We start from the raw sequence: 17,394 nt of genomic DNA on the forward strand, positions 1-17,394 counted from the left end.
GCTATAATTAGCTAAAAACAAAAAAGCCAATGTTGAAAAACATTGGCTTTCACTTTATACATTAAAATCGACTAAGCGTCAATCTTAGCGTATTTCGCATTCTTTTCAATAAACTCTCTACGTGGTGCAACTTCGTCACCCATTAACATAGAGAAAATATGATCAGCTTCTACGGCGTTATCAATAGTAACTTGTTTTAAAGTTCTAGTTGCTGGATTTAAGGTGGTTTCCCATAACTGCTCGGCATTCATCTCTCCTAAACCTTTATAGCGTTGTATGTGTACGCTTTCTTCTTTACCCGCACCTTTTAAACGTTGAACTGCAACATCGCGTTGTGCATCATTCCAGCAATATTCAAACTCTCTACCTTTTTTAACTTGGTAAAGCGGTGGAGCGGCAATATATACGTTTCCAAACTCTATCAAAGCTTTCATGTAACGGAAAAAGAACGTTAAGATCAACGTGGTAATGTGCGAACCGTCGATATCAGCATCCGTCATGATGATGATTTTGTGATACCTTAATTTCTCTAAGTTTAAAGCCTTATCATCTTCCGCAGTTCCTATACTTACACCTAAAGCAGTGAAGATATTCTTGATCTCGTCGTTCTCATAGATTTTGTGCTCCATGGCTTTCTCCACGTTCAAGATCTTACCTTTCAAAGGTAAGATAGCTTGGAAATCACGGTCACGACCTTGTTTTGCAGTTCCACCCGCAGAGTCACCCTCCACTAGGTATAATTCGCAGGCGTAAGGATCTTTATTAGCACAATCGGCAAGTTTTCCTGGTAAGCCAGAACCGCCCATTACGTTTTTACGCTGTACCATTTCTCTGGCCTTACGGGCGGCAGCTCTAGCGGTAGCAGCTAAAATTACTTTATTTACAATCAGCTTAGCTTCCTTAGGGTTTTCTTCCAAAAAGTTTCCTAAAGCTTCTCCAACTGCAATGTCAACAGCTCCGGTCACCTCGTTATTACCTAACTTGGTTTTTGTTTGACCTTCAAACTGAGGTTCCATTACTTTTACCGAAATTACAGCAGTTAAACCTTCTCTAAAGTCATCACCGGTAATCTCAATTTTTAGGTTTTTTAACAAACCAGACTTATCTGCATACGATTTTAAGGTACGCGTTAATCCACGTCTAAAACCAGCGATATGTGTACCACCCTCATGCGTATTAATGTTGTTTACATAAGAGTGTACATTTTCACTATAAGAGTTGTTGTAAGTGAAAGCAAGCTCAACGGGAATGCCGTTTTTCTCACCTTCAATATAAATTGGCTCCGGAATTAAAGGAGTACGTGTATCGTCTAAATACGCTACAAATTCTCTTAAACCGCCTTCACTGTAAAAATATTCTGATAAAAAAGAACCATCCTCATTAACCTCTCGTTCATCCGTTAGGGTTAATTTAATACCTTTATTTAAGAAAGCAAGCTCTCTTAATCTGCTTGCAATAGTATCAAACTTGTATTCAGTAGTTTGGGTGAAAATGGTATCATCAGGTGTAAACGTTACAATAGTTCCCGTATCGGTTGATATTCCAACTTCTTTAACCGGGTATTGTGGTTTACCGCATGAATATTCCTGAACAAATACTTTGCCTTCGCGGTGTACTTCTGCTTTTAAATGGATAGATAATGCGTTAACACAACTTACACCAACTCCGTGTAAACCACCAGAAACTTTATAGGTATCCTTGTCAAATTTACCACCTGCGTGTAAAACCGTCATTACTACTTCTAAAGCAGACCGTTTTTCTTTGGTGTGCATCGCAGTTGGGATACCACGACCGTTATCACTAACTTTTATTGAATTATCTTTTAAAATAGTTACAAAAATATCTGTACAGTAACCAGCTAAAGCCTCATCAATAGAGTTATCTACAACTTCATACACTAAATGGTGCAGACCTTTTGTGCCTGTATCGCCAATATACATCGACGGACGTTTACGAACGGCTTCTAAACCTTCTAAAACCTGAATATTATCGGCCGAATAATGTGATTTGTCTTCCTTTTCTTCGCTCATTATTTATTTAAATCAATACCCGTAAAAATACGTTTTATGCTTGGCATTCCGAAACGGTGTGGATAATTCGTTTTTTGTGGGAATCGTGTAATTATAGGCTTGTCATATTTCTTATGCGCACAATTTTTAGGTTAGAAGCGGAAACATAATTATGCTTGGGTTTGTGGCTGTTTTTTGGCTTTTGTACATGTTTTTCCCCTAATAGGGTAATAACTTCTTTTCTCAATTTTACACATTTTTATATGAATCATAGTTTGATTATGGATAGAGTGTGTTTTTTATGTATTTTTTCTTGTGGTAGTATTATTGTCTTATTTTCTATGAGGTTAAAAATTTTATTTATAAAAAGCCTTGCAAAGTTATTTCAGTTAAAATTAATTGTAACCCGTTATTAGTTGAAGCGTATAAAAGATGTGTGGTGTGGAAAAACGGGGTCATAAAGAGAACCTAAAGGGACATTAAAATGAAAAAGAATTTTTACTTACTATTATTCACACTTAGTATTTTTGCAGTTGCTTGTACAAAAGAGCAGTTGCCAGGTGTTTCTCCATATTCCGGACAAAAGGAGCTGGTGGAATTTGTATTTCTAAAAGCTAACAACCCAACTTTAGACAAAGATTATAAAGCAAGTTTTGACGGACAAGCGATAAATATAGAAGTGCCTAAAGGGATAGACTTAACGGCATTGGTTCCAACTTTTGAATTGTCAGAAAAGGCTACTTTAATGATTGGCGACACCAAGGTTGAGAGTGATAAAACTCCAGTCAATTTTTCCAAGCCACTTTCAATTACTGTTGTGGCGCAGAATAAAAGTATTTTTAAGTATTACCCATCTGTTTTGTTGGTTGGCGTAACGCAGGATTTTGAAGCGAACAGCAAGACCTCATACCATAACTATATCACAAATAATTTATACATCGATTTGTCAACGGCTATTCAAAAAACCGCTTTGGGTGTAAACTATTACGAGGATGCTTATAATGCAAGAGCGTACGGAGATTTTGACAAAGATGGTGATTTGGATATCATAGGAGGTACAAGTAATGCATATGGCACTAATGCGTTAGAACTGGAGTATTTTAGAAATGATGTTTTTGAATTTAAAAAGGATCAAAGTGTGTTTAGCAATGGCATGCCTAAAATGTTGAATGCCAGAAAGGCGATTGTTGCGGATTTAGACAATAACGGATGGTTAGATGTGGTATTCGTAGGTTCTGGATTTGATCAGAGTCCTTATAGTGGCGAAACCATCAAAATTCTGATGAATTATAACGGTAAATTCGCTGTAAAAGACTTAAATATCAATAAAAGCTACTTTGCATCTGTAACTGCCGGCGATATTGATAACGATGGTGATATTGATCTGTTTGTAACTGATAACAAGTCCATCAGTAAGTTTTTAATTAATGATGGAGCAGGTAATTTTAATGAAGATTTAGCAATTTATCCAGGTGAATTATGGGGTAAGGCATATTATTCCTCTGAGCTTTATGATATCAATAAGGATGGTTATTTGGATTTGGTAACCGGTGGACATGAGCACAATAATGCAAATACAATTATTCTTTTAGGGAATGCAAGTGGAAACTTTATAACTTCTAGAATGGTTACTATACCAGCTATATCTGGCTTTGGCGTAGTGGTTGATATTGATTTTATTGATTATGATAAAGATGGTAAAACGGATGTTCTGATTACAAGAACAGGTGATGGTAAGTTGGAGCAGGGATATTATAAAGGTTATTATCTACAGTTATTGAAGAACGGCGGTGATAAATTTGAAGACGTAACTAAAACGGTGTTGAGCAACAATGCAAGCAATAGCGCAAGATGGATTAATTTGGTGCGGGTGCATGATGTGGATAATGATGGCGATATGGATATTACAACAGATGATAAGTTATATGGCTTATCTTGGATTAACAATAATGGTACATTCTTAAAAAAATAGGGTTAAATAGTTGGTTTGATAGGGCAGGATGTTTACACATCCTGCTTTTTTTGTTTTAGAACTATTTTTTTGTTTATTTATACAATGGCGAACACGACAGTTGATTTGGCCGAAAACATCAGTTTCGGAAATTTGGAGTTATTGGCAAAGCAAGTTGTAGAAGGATTTGTAACAGGTTTGCACAAAAGTCCTTTTCACGGGTTTTCTGTAGAATTTGCCGAGCATCGTTTGTACAACAACGGAGACTCTCTTAAAAACATCGATTGGAAACTGTTTGCCCGTACCGATAAGCTGTTTGTTAAGCGATTTGAGGAGGAAACTAATTTACGTTGCCATTTATTGATAGATCGCTCCTCGTCCATGTATTATCCCGAAAAGGGAATCAACAAGTTTGCTTTTAGTGCATTGGCGAGCGCTGCCATTATCAATCTTTTAAAAAGACAGCGAGATGCTTTTGGTCTAACACTTTTTGCAGAAGAAATTGAGTTCCATTCGGCAGCCAAGTCTACCACAAGCCACCAAGCTTTTTTGTTGAACGAATTAGCTACAAGGTTAACAGAGCAGAAGAAAAGCGTAAAAACCAGTCTGATAGCTAACATTCATGCTATTGCTGATAAAATCCCAAAACGTTCATTTGTGATTTTGTTTACAGATATGTTTTCTGCCGAAGCAGACGACACTTATTTAGATGAAGTTTTTGTTGCGCTACAGCATCTTAAATATCAGAAAAATGAAATTATTATTTTTAATGTGAACGAACAGAAACATGAGCTGGACTTTGATTTTGAAAACAGACCTTATCATTTTGTTGATGTTGAAAGCGGGGCAGAAATAAAGCTAAATCCATTACAGTTTAAAGAAATGTATCTTCAGAAAATAAAAACTTTTAAAGAGAAACTCCATTTAAAATGCGGGCAGTTTAAAATCAATTTTGTTGATGCAAAGATTGAAGATGGTTTTTACCCTATATTGAATGCTTGGTTGCTAGCCCGAGCGAAGAAGTGATTGAACCAAATACTCCTCGAACAAAAAAATCTTTTAAATTGGGATTTCAATTAATTCTTGAACCATTAATTTCAAACTAAAATGATGAATAAAACGAAAGCTACGCTACTCATACAATTTGCTTTATTGCTGAGCTTTACGAGCTTGTTAGCCGATGTGAAATTACCCGCAATTTTTGCCGATAACATGGTGTTACAGCAACAGAGTGAAGTGGCTATTTGGGGAAAAGCCAAAGCAAATGCCAAGGTAAAGCTGACTACATCTTGGAATAAGGAGAGTTATAACGTTACCACAACAAGCGATGGTAGTTGGAAAGTTAAGGTTGCCACGCCAAAAGCTGGTGGTCCGTATCAGATAAATATTAACGATGGTAAAACGATTACCTTAAAGGGTGTATTGATTGGCGAGGTTTGGGTTTGCTCTGGTCAGTCGAATATGGAAATGCCGATGAAAGGTTTCCGTAACCAAGCAGTTTCAGGCTCGGCGGCAGCGATAGCTTTTTCTGAAAATCCACAGATTCGTTTGTTTACCGTTAAAAAGAGTAAAAGCTTAACACCGTTAAATGATTTTGACGCCCAATGGAGTTTGTGCGAGCCGGAAAGTGTGAATAATTTTAGCGCCGTGGCTTACTACTATGGATTGATGTTACATAAAAAACTACAAGTTCCTATCGGATTAATACAAGCTACCTGGGGCGGTACACGCATTGAACCTTGGATTAGTGAAATGGGTGTGAAAAATTTTGATTGGCTAAAACTTCCAGAAGAGAAGCCAGTTGATAACCTCTCACAACAAACGCCTACTGTCCTGTTTAATGCGATGATTAATCCAATGGTAGGTTATGGCATTAAGGGAGCAATCTGGTACCAAGGCGAATCTAACAGAAAAGAATATGTGGAATATGAGAAATTAATGCCGGGTTTAATCAATGACTGGAGGAGCGCTTGGAACGTTGGCGATTTTTCATTTTATTATGTACAGATAGCACCCTATAACTATAAAACAACTACTGCAAATTCTGCTTATTTACGCGAGGCACAATTAAAGGCATCTACCAGTTTGCCTAATATTGGTATGGCAAGCATTCTTGATATTGGCGACGAGGCTTTTATCCATGCGCCAAATAAAGAAACAGTAGGACAACGGCTTGCATTTATGGCTTTAGAAAAAACTTACGGGGTTAAAGGAATACAATCAGGAAGTCCGGTTTTAAAGGAAATGAAAATAGCTGACGCTAAAGCGATGCTAACTTTTAGTAATGCGCCACTTGGATTAACATCTTACGGGAAAAAGCTACTAAATTTTGAGATTGCCGGGGCCGATCAAAAATATTACCCAGCAGATGCGGTGCTCACCAATATTGGAGTTGATGTGTCATCGAGTTTAGTTAAAGAGCCTGTTGCGGTACGTTACGCATTTAAAGATTTTGTAATTGGCGACTTATTTGGTTTAAACGGCTTTCCTGTGTCGTCTTTCCGTACAGATAATTGGAATTAATAGGTCTGTTTTTTTAGATAAGTTAAAAGAATGTTTGAAAAGTGGGTAAACCCAGAGCTTAATATTGTGAACCCGATATAAGCTCTCGGTTTTTTACACAAATCAAAATAGGTTCAAAGTTGCCAATCGATCGCATCTTTGCCATTCTTTACTAAATAGGCATTTGCCTTGCTAAAAGGTTTAGAACCGAAAAAACCGTTATACGCCGAAAAAGGAGAGGGGTGAGGAGATTTTATAATCAAATGTTTTTGGGTATCAATTAGTGCTTCTTTTTGTTGTGCATAATTGCCCCACAATATAAAAACAATATTTTCTGTGCGATTGGAGATGGTTTTAATCACTTCATCGGTAAAAATTTCCCAACCCTGTTTTTGATGCGAAGCTGGCTTGCCAGCAGCAACTGTTAAAGTGGCATTTAATAAAAGAACACCTTGGTTTGCCCACTTGCTCAAATTACCGTTTTGTGGGGCCGTAAAATTCTGAAATTCGGCCTGTAGCTCTTTAAATATGTTGCGTAAGGATGGCGGAAGCTTAATGCCATCTTGAACGGAGAAAGAAAGACCATGTGCTTGTTTTGCACCATGATATGGGTCTTGTCCTAAAATTACCACTTTAACCTTATCAAAGGGAGTGAGTTCAAAGGCATTAAAAATTACATTATTTGCTGGGTAAATTAATTCCCCATTTCTCTTTTGCATTTCCAAAAAGCTTTTCAGATTAGCGAAATAGGGTTTGTCAAACTCCGCTTTTAATAGTGTAAGCCAAGAAGATTCTAATTTAACCGACATATTTATCGTTTTTATTGATTTAAAGCCTAAATAAATAGATATTTGCGCCACTAAAATAAAACAATTAATAAGCAGCTATGCCAAATTTTATAAGAATAATTATTGCCGGTTTAATATTGGGTACGGCAATTACGCTAATCGTTTTCTCTTTTTGGGGATGGGGAATATTATTGATTTTTATAGCCATATTGGTGTTCGTTACCTTTATTTTTAACGAAAGAATGCTTTTGGCGCAATGGTATTTGCGTAAAGAAAATATGGATAAAGCAGAAACTACTTTGTTGAGTATCAAAAATTACGAAAGAGAACTGTACAAAGGGCAATACGGCTATTACAACCTTTTGATGGGGCTAATCGAATCTCGCAGATCGCCGATGAAGTCGGAAAAGTTTTTTAAAAAATCTTTAAGCTTAGGTTTAACCATGGATCATAACATCGCTTTAGCTAACTTAAGTTTAGCGGGAGTTGAGATGGGTAAAAGAAATAAAAGAGAAGCCCAAAGGTTATTGAAAGAAGCTGAGAAAGCAGACAAAAATAAATTGCTTGCCGATCAAATAAAGATGATGAAAGGCCAAATGTCTATGTTGGACAAAACCCAACAGGTACGTGGCGGAAAAGGAAGCTACAGACAGTTTTAGTAAGCTGTTTTAAATTATATGTAAAAGCAAATTGGCGATGAGTCGGTTTGCTTTTTTTATTTAGGTGCAATGATTAATTGTTGTAGGAGGAAATTGATTATTGAAATTAACCCGCAAATTTTCTTGATGCTACAACACAAAGAATCACACCAATGGTAACCAACATCATCAATGTACTGACTTCTTCCTGCAGTAAGCTGGTTGCCAGCGCTAAACCAAAAAAAGGTTGCAGTAACTGTAATTGACTAACGGACGCAGTACCACCTTGTGCCAATCCTCGGTACCAAAAAATAAATCCTATAAACATGCTAAATACCGAAACATAACCTAAACCTAGCCAAGAAGCTATGCTGATTCCCCTCAGTGTAGGTGGAAAAAAATAGAATAATAATAAAATCATCAGTGGTAAAGCAATCGCCAAGGCCCAAGAAATTACCTGCCAACCACCTAAACTTTTCGAGAGTTTTGCGCCTTCGGCATAGCCCAACCCACATAAAACAACCGCTAAAAGCATGAGTAGGTTACCCGTCGGAGAATTTGAAACTCCTTGATAGACGGCAAAACCAACGACCAATGATGCGCCTAGAATGGAGAATAGCCAAAATGCTGGGTGAGGCTTTTCCTCGTTGCGAATTACTCCGAAGATTGCAGTTAATAAAGGAAGTATGCCAATAAATACCACAGAACTGGCAGACGTGATATGCTTTAGCGCCATTGCACTAAAAAGTGGGAAACCGATTACGACTCCAATTGCGGTGACTATTAATTGCGAGAATTGCTTTTTGGTTGGCCTTCTTTGATTAAAAAACAACAGCACAAAAACGGCTAACAGTCCAGCAACGGAAGCCCTGGCAACGGTTACAAAGATTGGATTAAAGCCCATGACAGCTATCCGCGTTGCCGGTAAAGATCCACTAAAGATCAATACGCCAATAAATCCGTTGACCCAACCCTTGCTTGATTTTTCTGGCAGTTTTTCCATTGGGCTCAAAAGTAAACAACAGAATGGGAAAATATAGTTCGACGGTTTTCTTTTTGATTAACACTATCCCCACAGAAAAACCTCAAAATTATAGTCAATAAACGCCTTTCAGCTAAAGAGACCTTAAAGTTGCATCTGGAGACAAAAAGAAATACAGCGTGGAATTGTTCTCGAAGTGAAATACGTCCGCTATGGAAAGAGGAACACCATTAGGTTCCATGTGAAATTTGAAAGGAATATAAAACGGTGATAAAAAAACGGTGAGCAAAATTGCCCACCGTATAAATATACTCCCCATTGCGGTGAGTACACTTCCAACTAAACTAAAACTAATCGCTTAAATCCACTCTAGTGTTTGTAATTGAGTTGCGTTTCATTACATAGAGTCCATTATTTAATTTCACAATCAATCATTATAATGTATTATTATATAGGTTTTTAGCGTTAGGCTTTGTGCATTCTGCTTTTAGCCTTTATGTAATATTATTTTGATTGTTTGATGTTTAATAAAACAGGAGCCAAACTAGCATTGGTTGAAACTAATTTTATTTGCGTTGTACGATCTAAACCTGTTGCGTTTGCATTAATTGTCAGTTTTAATTTGAAGTCTCCAGCACCAAAGTTCTTTTCTGTAATGCACCAAGTATTGGTTGGATTCTGGGTGATAGACCATCCATTTGTTCCTGCAATGATATTGATATTTGTAATTGTTTGGGTAGGAGGGAAAAGTGCAGAAGGATCTTCTACCACTGCGGTGAACGTAGCGCTCTGAATAGGTTTTATCGGCTGATCCTGTTTTTTACATCCCGTCGCTGCAAAAGCAATTAAAAGAACTATTGCACAATATTTTATAATTTTCATCTGATTTAAATTTAAAGTATAAATAATTATTACCAGCCAGGGTTTTGAACCCACTTTTCACTTGTTAATTGTAACATCCTTTGCTGAATTGGCAATAGATAATCCCGACCTATATTAAACTTATAGCCTGTAGGCAATGTGTTTTTAAAAGGGTCGATGTAACGTACCGCATCTCCAGATGTACCGGTTAAGTAAAGGTTGATTGATTTTCCAGTGGGGGCAGTATCATAATAAAGTGCTCCTTTATAAAAACCTGTAGGTACGTTTTGGGTGGCCATATCGCTGCCTACAAAAAGACTTCCTAAGGGTCTTTTGCCAACCAACAAGTCGTCCGCAACAGCCCATCTAAAAATATCATCTACACGGAAACCCTCGCATGCAAGCTCTACTCTACGCTCCCTCCTTACTGCTTGTAGTACTGATGAAAGATTTTTGAAAGGATAATCGGCTGCTGTGTTGTATTCTCTTGCAAAATCAACGGCAGGCATGCCACAGCGATCTCTTAATGGTTTTAATGCATTTGCAATCAAGGTTGCGTCACCCCCTAATTCAGCCATAGCTTCTGCATAGTTCAACAGTACCTCGGCATATCTAATAGCAATGGCTGGTGTCATGCTTTTAAAATCGTCGGAAGTTGCCGGTACACTGCTGTATTCTAAAAACTTATGCAGTGGAAAACCTGTAGTGTTTCTGTTAAAGCCGGTTTGATCTATCGGTGGATAATTAGGCACAACTATATTTACCGGACGTAAAGGCTGACCAGGAACACCCACTGTTTGCGATAAGCGAGAATCTCGCTGGCTTGCCAATAGCTCTTTTGAGTAGATTTGCTGTGCATTAGATCGTTCTGTACCTAGAAAGGGTCTGCCGTCGGCAGTTAAATAATCGTCTACTAAAGAAAGTGCAACTCCTAAATCTCCTCCGTCTGTTGAAGTGTACTTTGAAACACTATGGCCAATGTTGTCTGCTATATTATATTTTCTCCATAACATCACTTCACGGTTGGCCGAAAGGTCATAGGTAGTAAATAAATCAGAATAATCTTGTTGTGGTTTACCTGTATTGTGAATTGCCCAACGTCCGCTTGATATTACAGTAAGTGCTGCATCACGAGCCTGTGTGAGGTAGGCCTGAATTTTAGCATCGGTGATACCTATGGTAAAAAACTTATCGTTTTTTAGTTTATGGTATTTTTGCCAAGTACCTTCGTAAAGTGCAATTCGTGATTTATAAGCTAAAGCAACATCTTTATGTACACGTAAGCTCGAACTATTAGAAGCTGTTGGTAGTAGCGAAATAGCCACATCCAAATCGTTCAAAACAGAGTCAATTACCAAGGTGCGAGGATCTCTGGGTACTTTCATTACTTCCGGATCTTCTGGTAGAACTTTATTTACCCAAGTTAAATCTCCGTAGCTTTTTACCATGTTGAAATATGTAAGCGCTCTAAAGAACCGAGCTTCGCCCACATATTGGTTAATCGAACTCTGGCTTCCTACTGCATTTTTATAGTTGCCCAAAAAATAGTTCAGGTTTCTTATAGTGGTATAACCGCTTAAGGTACTTGCGTTGCTCAATGCAAGCTGACCAGTTAATCTGGTGTTTACCGATGAGAAAATAAGATTATCCGTACCTGCATCATCAAAAGCAATTCCTGCACCGCCAACTGTAGTTGGTTGTGTAGGCAGAATGCTATAGAATTGATTTACATACAAACGCAATTCATTAGTACTTGCTAAAGGATTAGCAGTACTCAGTGCGTCCAAAGGTTTGCGCTCTAAAAAATCTTTGTTACAAGAACAGACTGTTAGCGCCACTAAAAAAAGCACTAATTTAGTTATATTGATTTTTTTCATTTTCGTTAAATTTATAGTGAAACAGCTAGACCAAATGCATATACTTTACTTAACGGATAAGATTTACCCGTTCCATTTGAGCCCGACAATCCTTCTGGATCAAACATTTTTGCCAGATTGGTAAACACGAACAGGTTTTCCCCGGTTACAAATACATTGACTCTGCTAAGCTTAAGCTTGTTAATAATTTGTGAAGGCAATACATAGTTAAGTGTTAGGTTCTTTAACCTTAAGTAGGAAGCGCTTTGGAGAAACCTGTCTGCAACTTGCTGCGTTTTGTTTGCAAAAGAAGGCTGAGTGCCTCCAGGTGAAGCATATGGATTAGGATAATAAGCATTGGTATTTTCGGGTGTCCAATAATCTAAATGTTGTTTAAAGACCGTAACTTGAGCCAAAGATCCAGACCCCCAAAAATAAACATCACCTAAGCCTGGCGCAAAGTCCTTTTTGCCAATACCTTGCAAAATACAAGACATGGTAAGCCCTTTCCAGCTAATACTTCCGTTTAATGCATAAGAGTAACGGGGCGTGGTATTTCCTATTACTGACAGATCACCCATATCGCCAAGTTTGTTGCTGCCGTTATTTATCTTCCCATCGTTGGATGTATCTAAATATTTCACATCACCAGGTATCCAGTCTCGGGCAGATAAAAAGCTTCGATTTAGTTTGTTGTACTCAGTAGCATCTGCGGCGTTTTGAATAAGTCCGCCGGTTTTGTATCCCCAAATCTCACCAATGTTTTTACCCTCGTAAAAGGTGCCACCAGGATTCGTAAAAGTAGGATTCTGGTACCTGGTTACTACAGATTTATAATCAGATAGCACTCCGCCTACTCGGTAGTTAATATCCTTATTGATATTACCACGCCAGTTTAAGCTCAGCTCCCAGCCTCTAGTCCGTAAATCTGCGTTGTTGCTAGATGCCACGGCACCTCCAAACATGTCTGCGATGTCAAACGATGGACCTAACATGTCTTTGGTGTTTCGTTGGTAAACATCCGCACTACCAGTTAAACGATTACTCAGAAGCTCAAAGTCGATTCCAACGTTACTGCTCAATACCCTTTCCCAAGTTAGAGACGGGTTATAAGGTGCAGGAGCTAAAATGTTTCCTTCACGACCGTTCTGGTAATACCATCTTGGTCCTGCACCACTTGGTCCAGGTACCGCGATAGACATAGTTTGTGCGTAAGAGTAAATTGGTGCACCAGCCTGATTTCCAAGCGTACCATAAGAACCTCTTATTTTTAAGAGATTGATTTTATTGCCTAAATTTTTAATAAAATCTTCTTCAGCAAGGTTATAGCCAACAGACATTGATGGGAAAAATCCCCATCTGTTGTTGGAGGCAAAACGGGAAGAACCATCGTATCTTGCATTGGCTTCAAAGAGGTATTTGTTTTTATAATTATAGCTTACACGACCGAAATAACCCTTGGTTGCCCACTCATTTCTTGCTTCCTTAGATACCCCTGGCGTAGTAGTTAATACCAAACCTGGTGTAGAAAAACTGATTAAATCTTGCGCACTTGTACCTAATGAATCAAATCTGCTCAGTTCCTGTTGATATCCAGCAAGCAAATTTATCTGGTGTCCATCACCAATTTTTAGATCATACGAAGTGTAAATATTTGGAGAAATGTATGTGTTTGTAGAGCCAGACCTACCGTAACTGCCGGAAAGTACAATTCCAAACTCTGACCTATTTACCAATTTTGGTGTGCCATCAATCCCGTAAATAGTACCAGGTAGTAATAAAGCAGAATTATCAATATTGGTTCTCTGAAGGTTAAAATCAAGGTTAATGTTCCAATTTTTAACAGGGGTAATTTTCAAACTCGGTGAAATACTCAATGAATTCTCTATGGTCTCATTTTTTGACCCTGCTTTTAAGTAAGGCACACTCGAGATTTCGTTGAAGTTCCCACTTAAATCATACGGAGATATATTAGGTCTCATCCTTAGCATATTATGGAAAAACAAGTTTTCGAAGCCTGGAGAAAACGGACTATTATAAGTGCTTTGTGAGTATTTAGAGTTAACAGATGCCTTAATCCATTTCGCTACGTTAGCACTTACGGAAGTATTAAAATTATAACGCTTATAGTTAATGTCAGCATATCTTAATGATCCACCCTCACTATTGCTTCCTCCAGAAACATAATATTGGATATCTTTTGTGCCACCGCTTACGTTTAAATTATGCGTTTGACGGAGGGCAGAAGGTTTATAATTGAAATCAAGCCAGTTGGTGTTAGCTATCCCGTTTGCGGTATTTTCCCAATTAGAAAGATAATTATCATTCGCTTCGGGAAGAACCGGAAAACCAGACGGATCTGCTATAAATGCCTTTAGTTTGGCTAGTTTATCATCGGTATATTGTTTGCTCCCTGTTGCATTAAAGGTAGAGGCGTTAAAATACTGCGCAAAATCGTAAGAATTAACCAGTTCTGGAAGTTTTGTAGGAGAAGTAAGTCCAACATTGTTTGAATAAGTAATCTTCGTTTTGCCTTCTGAGCCTTTTTTTGTAGTAATCAGGATTACGCCATAAGCGGCCCTGGCCCCATAAATAGCAGAAGCTGCAGCATCCTTTAAAACAGATATAGATTCTATGTCATCTGGGTTTACCCGGTCAAGTGGCATGGGCGTACCATCAACCAAAACAAAAGGATTATCCGTGTTACTTAAATTTCCAACTCCTCTAATATTTATAGCATAACTTTGACCAGGTTTTGTGTTCCCGGTAGCGTTTACGTTTAATCCAGGCACAATGCCCGCAAGTCTTTGGCTGGCATTGGTTACGGGTCTGTTTTCCAGATCTTCGCCTTTCACTACAGATACTGCTCCGGTAAGGTTTACCTTTTTCTGCGTACCGTAACCTATCACAATAACGTCGTTTAAGGAACCTGATATTGCTTTAAGTTTGATAATTAAATCCTTTCCTGATGTCGCTTTTACTTCAATAGTTTGATAACCAATACTTGATATTGTTAACGTCTGTCCTTCATCTAAGTCTACCAGTTTAAAATTACCACCAACATCGGTAACAGTGCCTTTTGTGGTGCCTGTTACTCTTAAAGATGCGCCAGGAATCCCTGTGCCGGTTTCATCAACTATCTTTCCTCGCACATCTATTTTATTTGCTTTTTCAATATCTGCAAAAGCATTTTTTGATAGTTCTTTTACGATTACCGTTTTTTCTGTGATGGTATACGTAAATGGTTGGTCTTTAAAACAGATATCTAAAGCTGATGTTAGACTTGTTTGTTTAAAATCTACCGTTACAAGCTTGTCTTTTTTGAGTAAGTCTATGTTATAAAAGAAATCGTAGCCTGTTTGGATATTTATTTGTTCAAATACTTTTTCTAGATGCGCATTTTTTAGCTTTAAAGTAATGGTTTGAGCATAAATACTGGCAGCATTTACCTGCATAATTCCCATCAAAAGCAGAAAAGACATTAGTTTCATTATTCGAAAGAATTTAAGAGTGCAGCGAGACTCACTGCTGAAAATTTTCCTGTAAAATTTCATACATTTGGTTAGTTTAGGTTTAAAATTGTGACTCTTTAATTAAGAAAAGTTTGAAAGCCTGAGCATTCTGAGGGAATCCTGATTGCAGTCAGGATCCCTTTTTTGTCCAAATTACTTCATTACGGTTACCCTCCTTCCTGAAATTTTGAAATGAACATTTCCTGTTTCTTCTATTATTTTTAAAACACTTGAAATACTTTTAGTTTGGGATATTTTACCAGCAAAAATTAGATTAGGATTTTTTCCGGTTTCAAAAACCACATCTATATCATACCAGCGTTCTAGTTTCCGCATGATACTTTCTAAATCTTCATTAGTAAACGTGAAGTATCCACTTTTCCACGCAACAACATGCTCAACATCTACTTGCGAGATTTCTAAATGATTTGCCTGTAATACGGATTGCTCTCCAGGTTTTAAAATGGTAGACTGTTTAGCAGTTTTACTGTTTATTTTTACACTCCCTTCCAGTAAAGTTGTTTTTACTGATGATTCGTTTTCGTAAGCACTAACATTAAAATGTGTTCCTAATACCTCTATTTCTTGTGTATTAGTAATTACTTTAAATGGTTTGGATTTATTTTTTGCTACTTCAAAGTAAGCTTCTCCATACAATTGAACCAATCTTCGGTCTTGTTCAAACTGCACCGGAAATTTTAAAGAAGAACCTGCATTTAGCCAAACTTTAGTCCCGTCTGAAAGACAAATGGTGAATTTTTGACCAACAGGTGTTCGGATTTCGTTATAAACAGTTTTTTCAGAGGGGCTATTTGAAGGCTCATTGTTATAGGAATAAACCAGTTGTCCCGTATCATCTTTAGTAACTGCCACATCTTTTTGATGGTTAATCGTACCTTCCTTAATTTTAGACAGATTTATTTCTGAGCCATCTTCTAGTATTAATACAGGAGCGGAAACTTCTTTTTTGTTATGGATTATTTCCTGTTTAGGACTGTAAGCTGTATTTTTAAGTTTATCAGTCGTTTTTAAACTAATTAACACGCCAATGGCGAATAAAATTGTTGCGGCAGCAGACCACATCCATATCCGGTAAGTCGATTTGTCTTTTACTAACTTAACTTGGATTATACGGTATAAAAAACTCTTATAGTCTTGTTCTGAGCCATTGAATTTATGAGGTATTTTAAAGATGTCCGAATTATCTTCGTTATAGAACTGATATAACTCTTGCTCTTCCGCTTCAGTAATGTCGCCTGAGAGCCACTTCGCAGAAAGTTCATTATATCGTTTTGCCATTTCGGGTGTATGCATATTTCCAAGTATCTAATATTAAGTACTACTTGGACGCGTTTACCCTTAGTGTTTTATAAAAAAAATATAAAATGGTGGCGTAGACTCGATTTTAAAGTCTTTAAGGCTTTGCTGATATGCGCTTCCACTGTCTTTTGCGATATTCCCAATATCGAGGCAATTTGTTTTTGACTCATTCCGTCTTCCCTGCTTAGTTCAAAAACGACCCGACACTTCTCGGGCAAATTTAGTATTGCGTTTTTTAAATCAAGATTAAGCTCTTTAAGGCTTATCGAATCCTGGATTACTTGTTGCGGTTGTGCAGTTTTGAAATTTTGATATTGAGCGTCTTGATGCCTCCTTGCCCAAATTTTTATAACCTGATATTTTAGTGCGAGGTGTAAATAGCTTTTTAGGCAAACAATTGATGGCAGTTTCTCTCTTCTTTTCCATAAAGAAACAAACAAATCAGTTAAAATATCTTCCGCTTCTTCGGTATTAGAAAGCTTTTGACCTGCCTTTGTTAATAGAATTTTCCAATACCTTGTGTAAATTTCCTGAAAAGCTTTCTCGTCGTCTTCTTTTAGCAAATCCAGTAAAACCGGATCAGGTAATGAGGAATAAATAGGCATATCGAAATTAGGTTTTCTTGGTTTGGTCCGATAAATTTAGAAGATTAAAATTATAATCGTTTAAGAATTTAGAAAAAATATTACAGATACTTATTGATGTTTTAAATTTTTTTGAGAAAAACAAGTGTAGTTTTTTCCAAAGATGTTCTATGAGGTAATGTGTACTGTGTTTTTTTGAAGTATAATGAATTGGTACTACATTGATCCAGCTTTGTAGGGCATATTTTTAAATGTTTTTCTCGGTTTTCGAAGCGAAAAAAAAGCCTACAATTATTTGATCAACAGGCTTTTGATAAAGTTTGATGTGAGTATCAGCGGAGAAGATGGGATTTGCGCTTTGTTTTTAACCTACTGAAAATAATAGGTTTAA

Annotated in this window: 12 protein-coding genes; 4 read left to right on the forward strand and 8 right to left on the reverse strand. The window is 37.3% G+C overall.

What is annotated here, in order from left to right; translation table 11 throughout:
* Nucleotides 1-71 precede the first annotated feature (71 nt).
* Nucleotides 72-2,030, reverse strand: coding sequence for a DNA topoisomerase (ATP-hydrolyzing) subunit B (gene gyrB / locus B176_RS0104770; protein WP_017257643.1), 1,959 nt, complete (start codon nt 2,028-2,030; stop codon nt 72-74).
* 463 nt (nt 2,031-2,493) lie between these two features.
* Here gyrB and B176_RS0104775 point away from each other — a divergent pair, with 463 nt between their 5' ends.
* The 3 genes from B176_RS0104775 to B176_RS0104785 all read left to right on the forward strand — a co-directional run bounded on the left by B176_RS0104775 (nt 2,494) and on the right by B176_RS0104785 (nt 6,483).
* A complete protein-coding gene (locus B176_RS0104775; RefSeq protein ID WP_017257644.1) occupies nt 2,494-3,981 on the forward strand; it encodes an FG-GAP repeat domain-containing protein in 1,488 nt (495 codons plus the stop codon).
* Between the two features lie 84 nt (nt 3,982-4,065).
* Nucleotides 4,066-4,986, forward strand: coding sequence for a DUF58 domain-containing protein (locus tag B176_RS0104780; protein ID WP_017257645.1), 921 nt, complete (start codon nt 4,066-4,068; stop codon nt 4,984-4,986).
* 81 nt (nt 4,987-5,067) lie between these two features.
* Entirely contained in the window at nt 5,068-6,483 is a 1,416-nt protein-coding gene (locus tag B176_RS0104785; protein ID WP_202803333.1) for a sialate O-acetylesterase, read from the forward strand.
* Between the two features lie 113 nt (nt 6,484-6,596).
* Here the strand turns inward: B176_RS0104785 and ung are convergent, their stop codons facing one another.
* Nucleotides 6,597-7,271, reverse strand: a complete 675-nt coding sequence (ung, locus tag B176_RS0104790; RefSeq protein WP_017257647.1) for a uracil-DNA glycosylase — start codon at nt 7,269-7,271, stop codon at nt 6,597-6,599.
* 77 nt (nt 7,272-7,348) lie between these two features.
* Here ung and B176_RS0104795 point away from each other — a divergent pair, with 77 nt between their 5' ends.
* Nucleotides 7,349-7,909: a tetratricopeptide repeat protein gene (locus B176_RS0104795; RefSeq protein ID WP_017257648.1), complete on the forward strand. Its 561-nt coding sequence runs from the start codon at nt 7,349-7,351 to the stop codon at nt 7,907-7,909.
* A 106-nt stretch (nt 7,910-8,015) separates the two neighbouring features.
* Here B176_RS0104795 and B176_RS0104800 read toward each other — a convergent pair whose 3' ends face one another.
* The 6 genes from B176_RS0104800 to B176_RS0104825 form a co-directional block, all read right to left on the reverse strand.
* On the reverse strand, nt 8,016-8,891 hold the full coding sequence (locus B176_RS0104800) for a DMT family transporter (RefSeq protein WP_017257649.1): 876 nt from the start codon (nt 8,889-8,891) through the stop codon (nt 8,016-8,018).
* A gap of 483 nt (nt 8,892-9,374) precedes the next feature.
* The gene (locus tag B176_RS0104805; protein WP_017257650.1) at nt 9,375-9,752 is read right to left on the reverse strand and encodes a BACON domain-containing protein; all 378 of its coding nucleotides are present in this window, start codon (nt 9,750-9,752) and stop codon (nt 9,375-9,377) included.
* Nucleotides 9,753-9,781: 29 nt separating this feature from the next.
* Nucleotides 9,782-11,608, reverse strand: coding sequence for a RagB/SusD family nutrient uptake outer membrane protein (locus tag B176_RS0104810; RefSeq protein WP_017257651.1), 1,827 nt, complete (start codon nt 11,606-11,608; stop codon nt 9,782-9,784).
* 11 nt (nt 11,609-11,619) lie between these two features.
* On the reverse strand, nt 11,620-15,078 hold the full coding sequence (locus tag B176_RS0104815) for a TonB-dependent receptor (RefSeq protein ID WP_161603009.1): 3,459 nt from the start codon (nt 15,076-15,078) through the stop codon (nt 11,620-11,622).
* A gap of 174 nt (nt 15,079-15,252) precedes the next feature.
* Nucleotides 15,253-16,413 carry a FecR family protein gene (locus tag B176_RS0104820; RefSeq protein ID WP_017257653.1) on the reverse strand — a complete coding sequence of 387 codons (1,161 nt, stop codon included), beginning with the start codon at nt 16,411-16,413 and terminating at the stop codon, nt 15,253-15,255.
* Nucleotides 16,414-16,466: 53 nt separating this feature from the next.
* Nucleotides 16,467-17,024 (reverse strand): RNA polymerase sigma-70 factor, encoded by a 558-nt coding sequence (locus B176_RS0104825; RefSeq protein ID WP_017257654.1) that lies wholly within the window; start codon nt 17,022-17,024, stop codon nt 16,467-16,469.
* Between the last annotated feature and the right edge of the window lie 370 nt (nt 17,025-17,394).

Source organism: Pedobacter arcticus A12 (genome assembly GCF_000302595.1).
Taxonomy (GTDB): domain Bacteria; phylum Bacteroidota; class Bacteroidia; order Sphingobacteriales; family Sphingobacteriaceae; genus Pseudopedobacter; species Pseudopedobacter arcticus.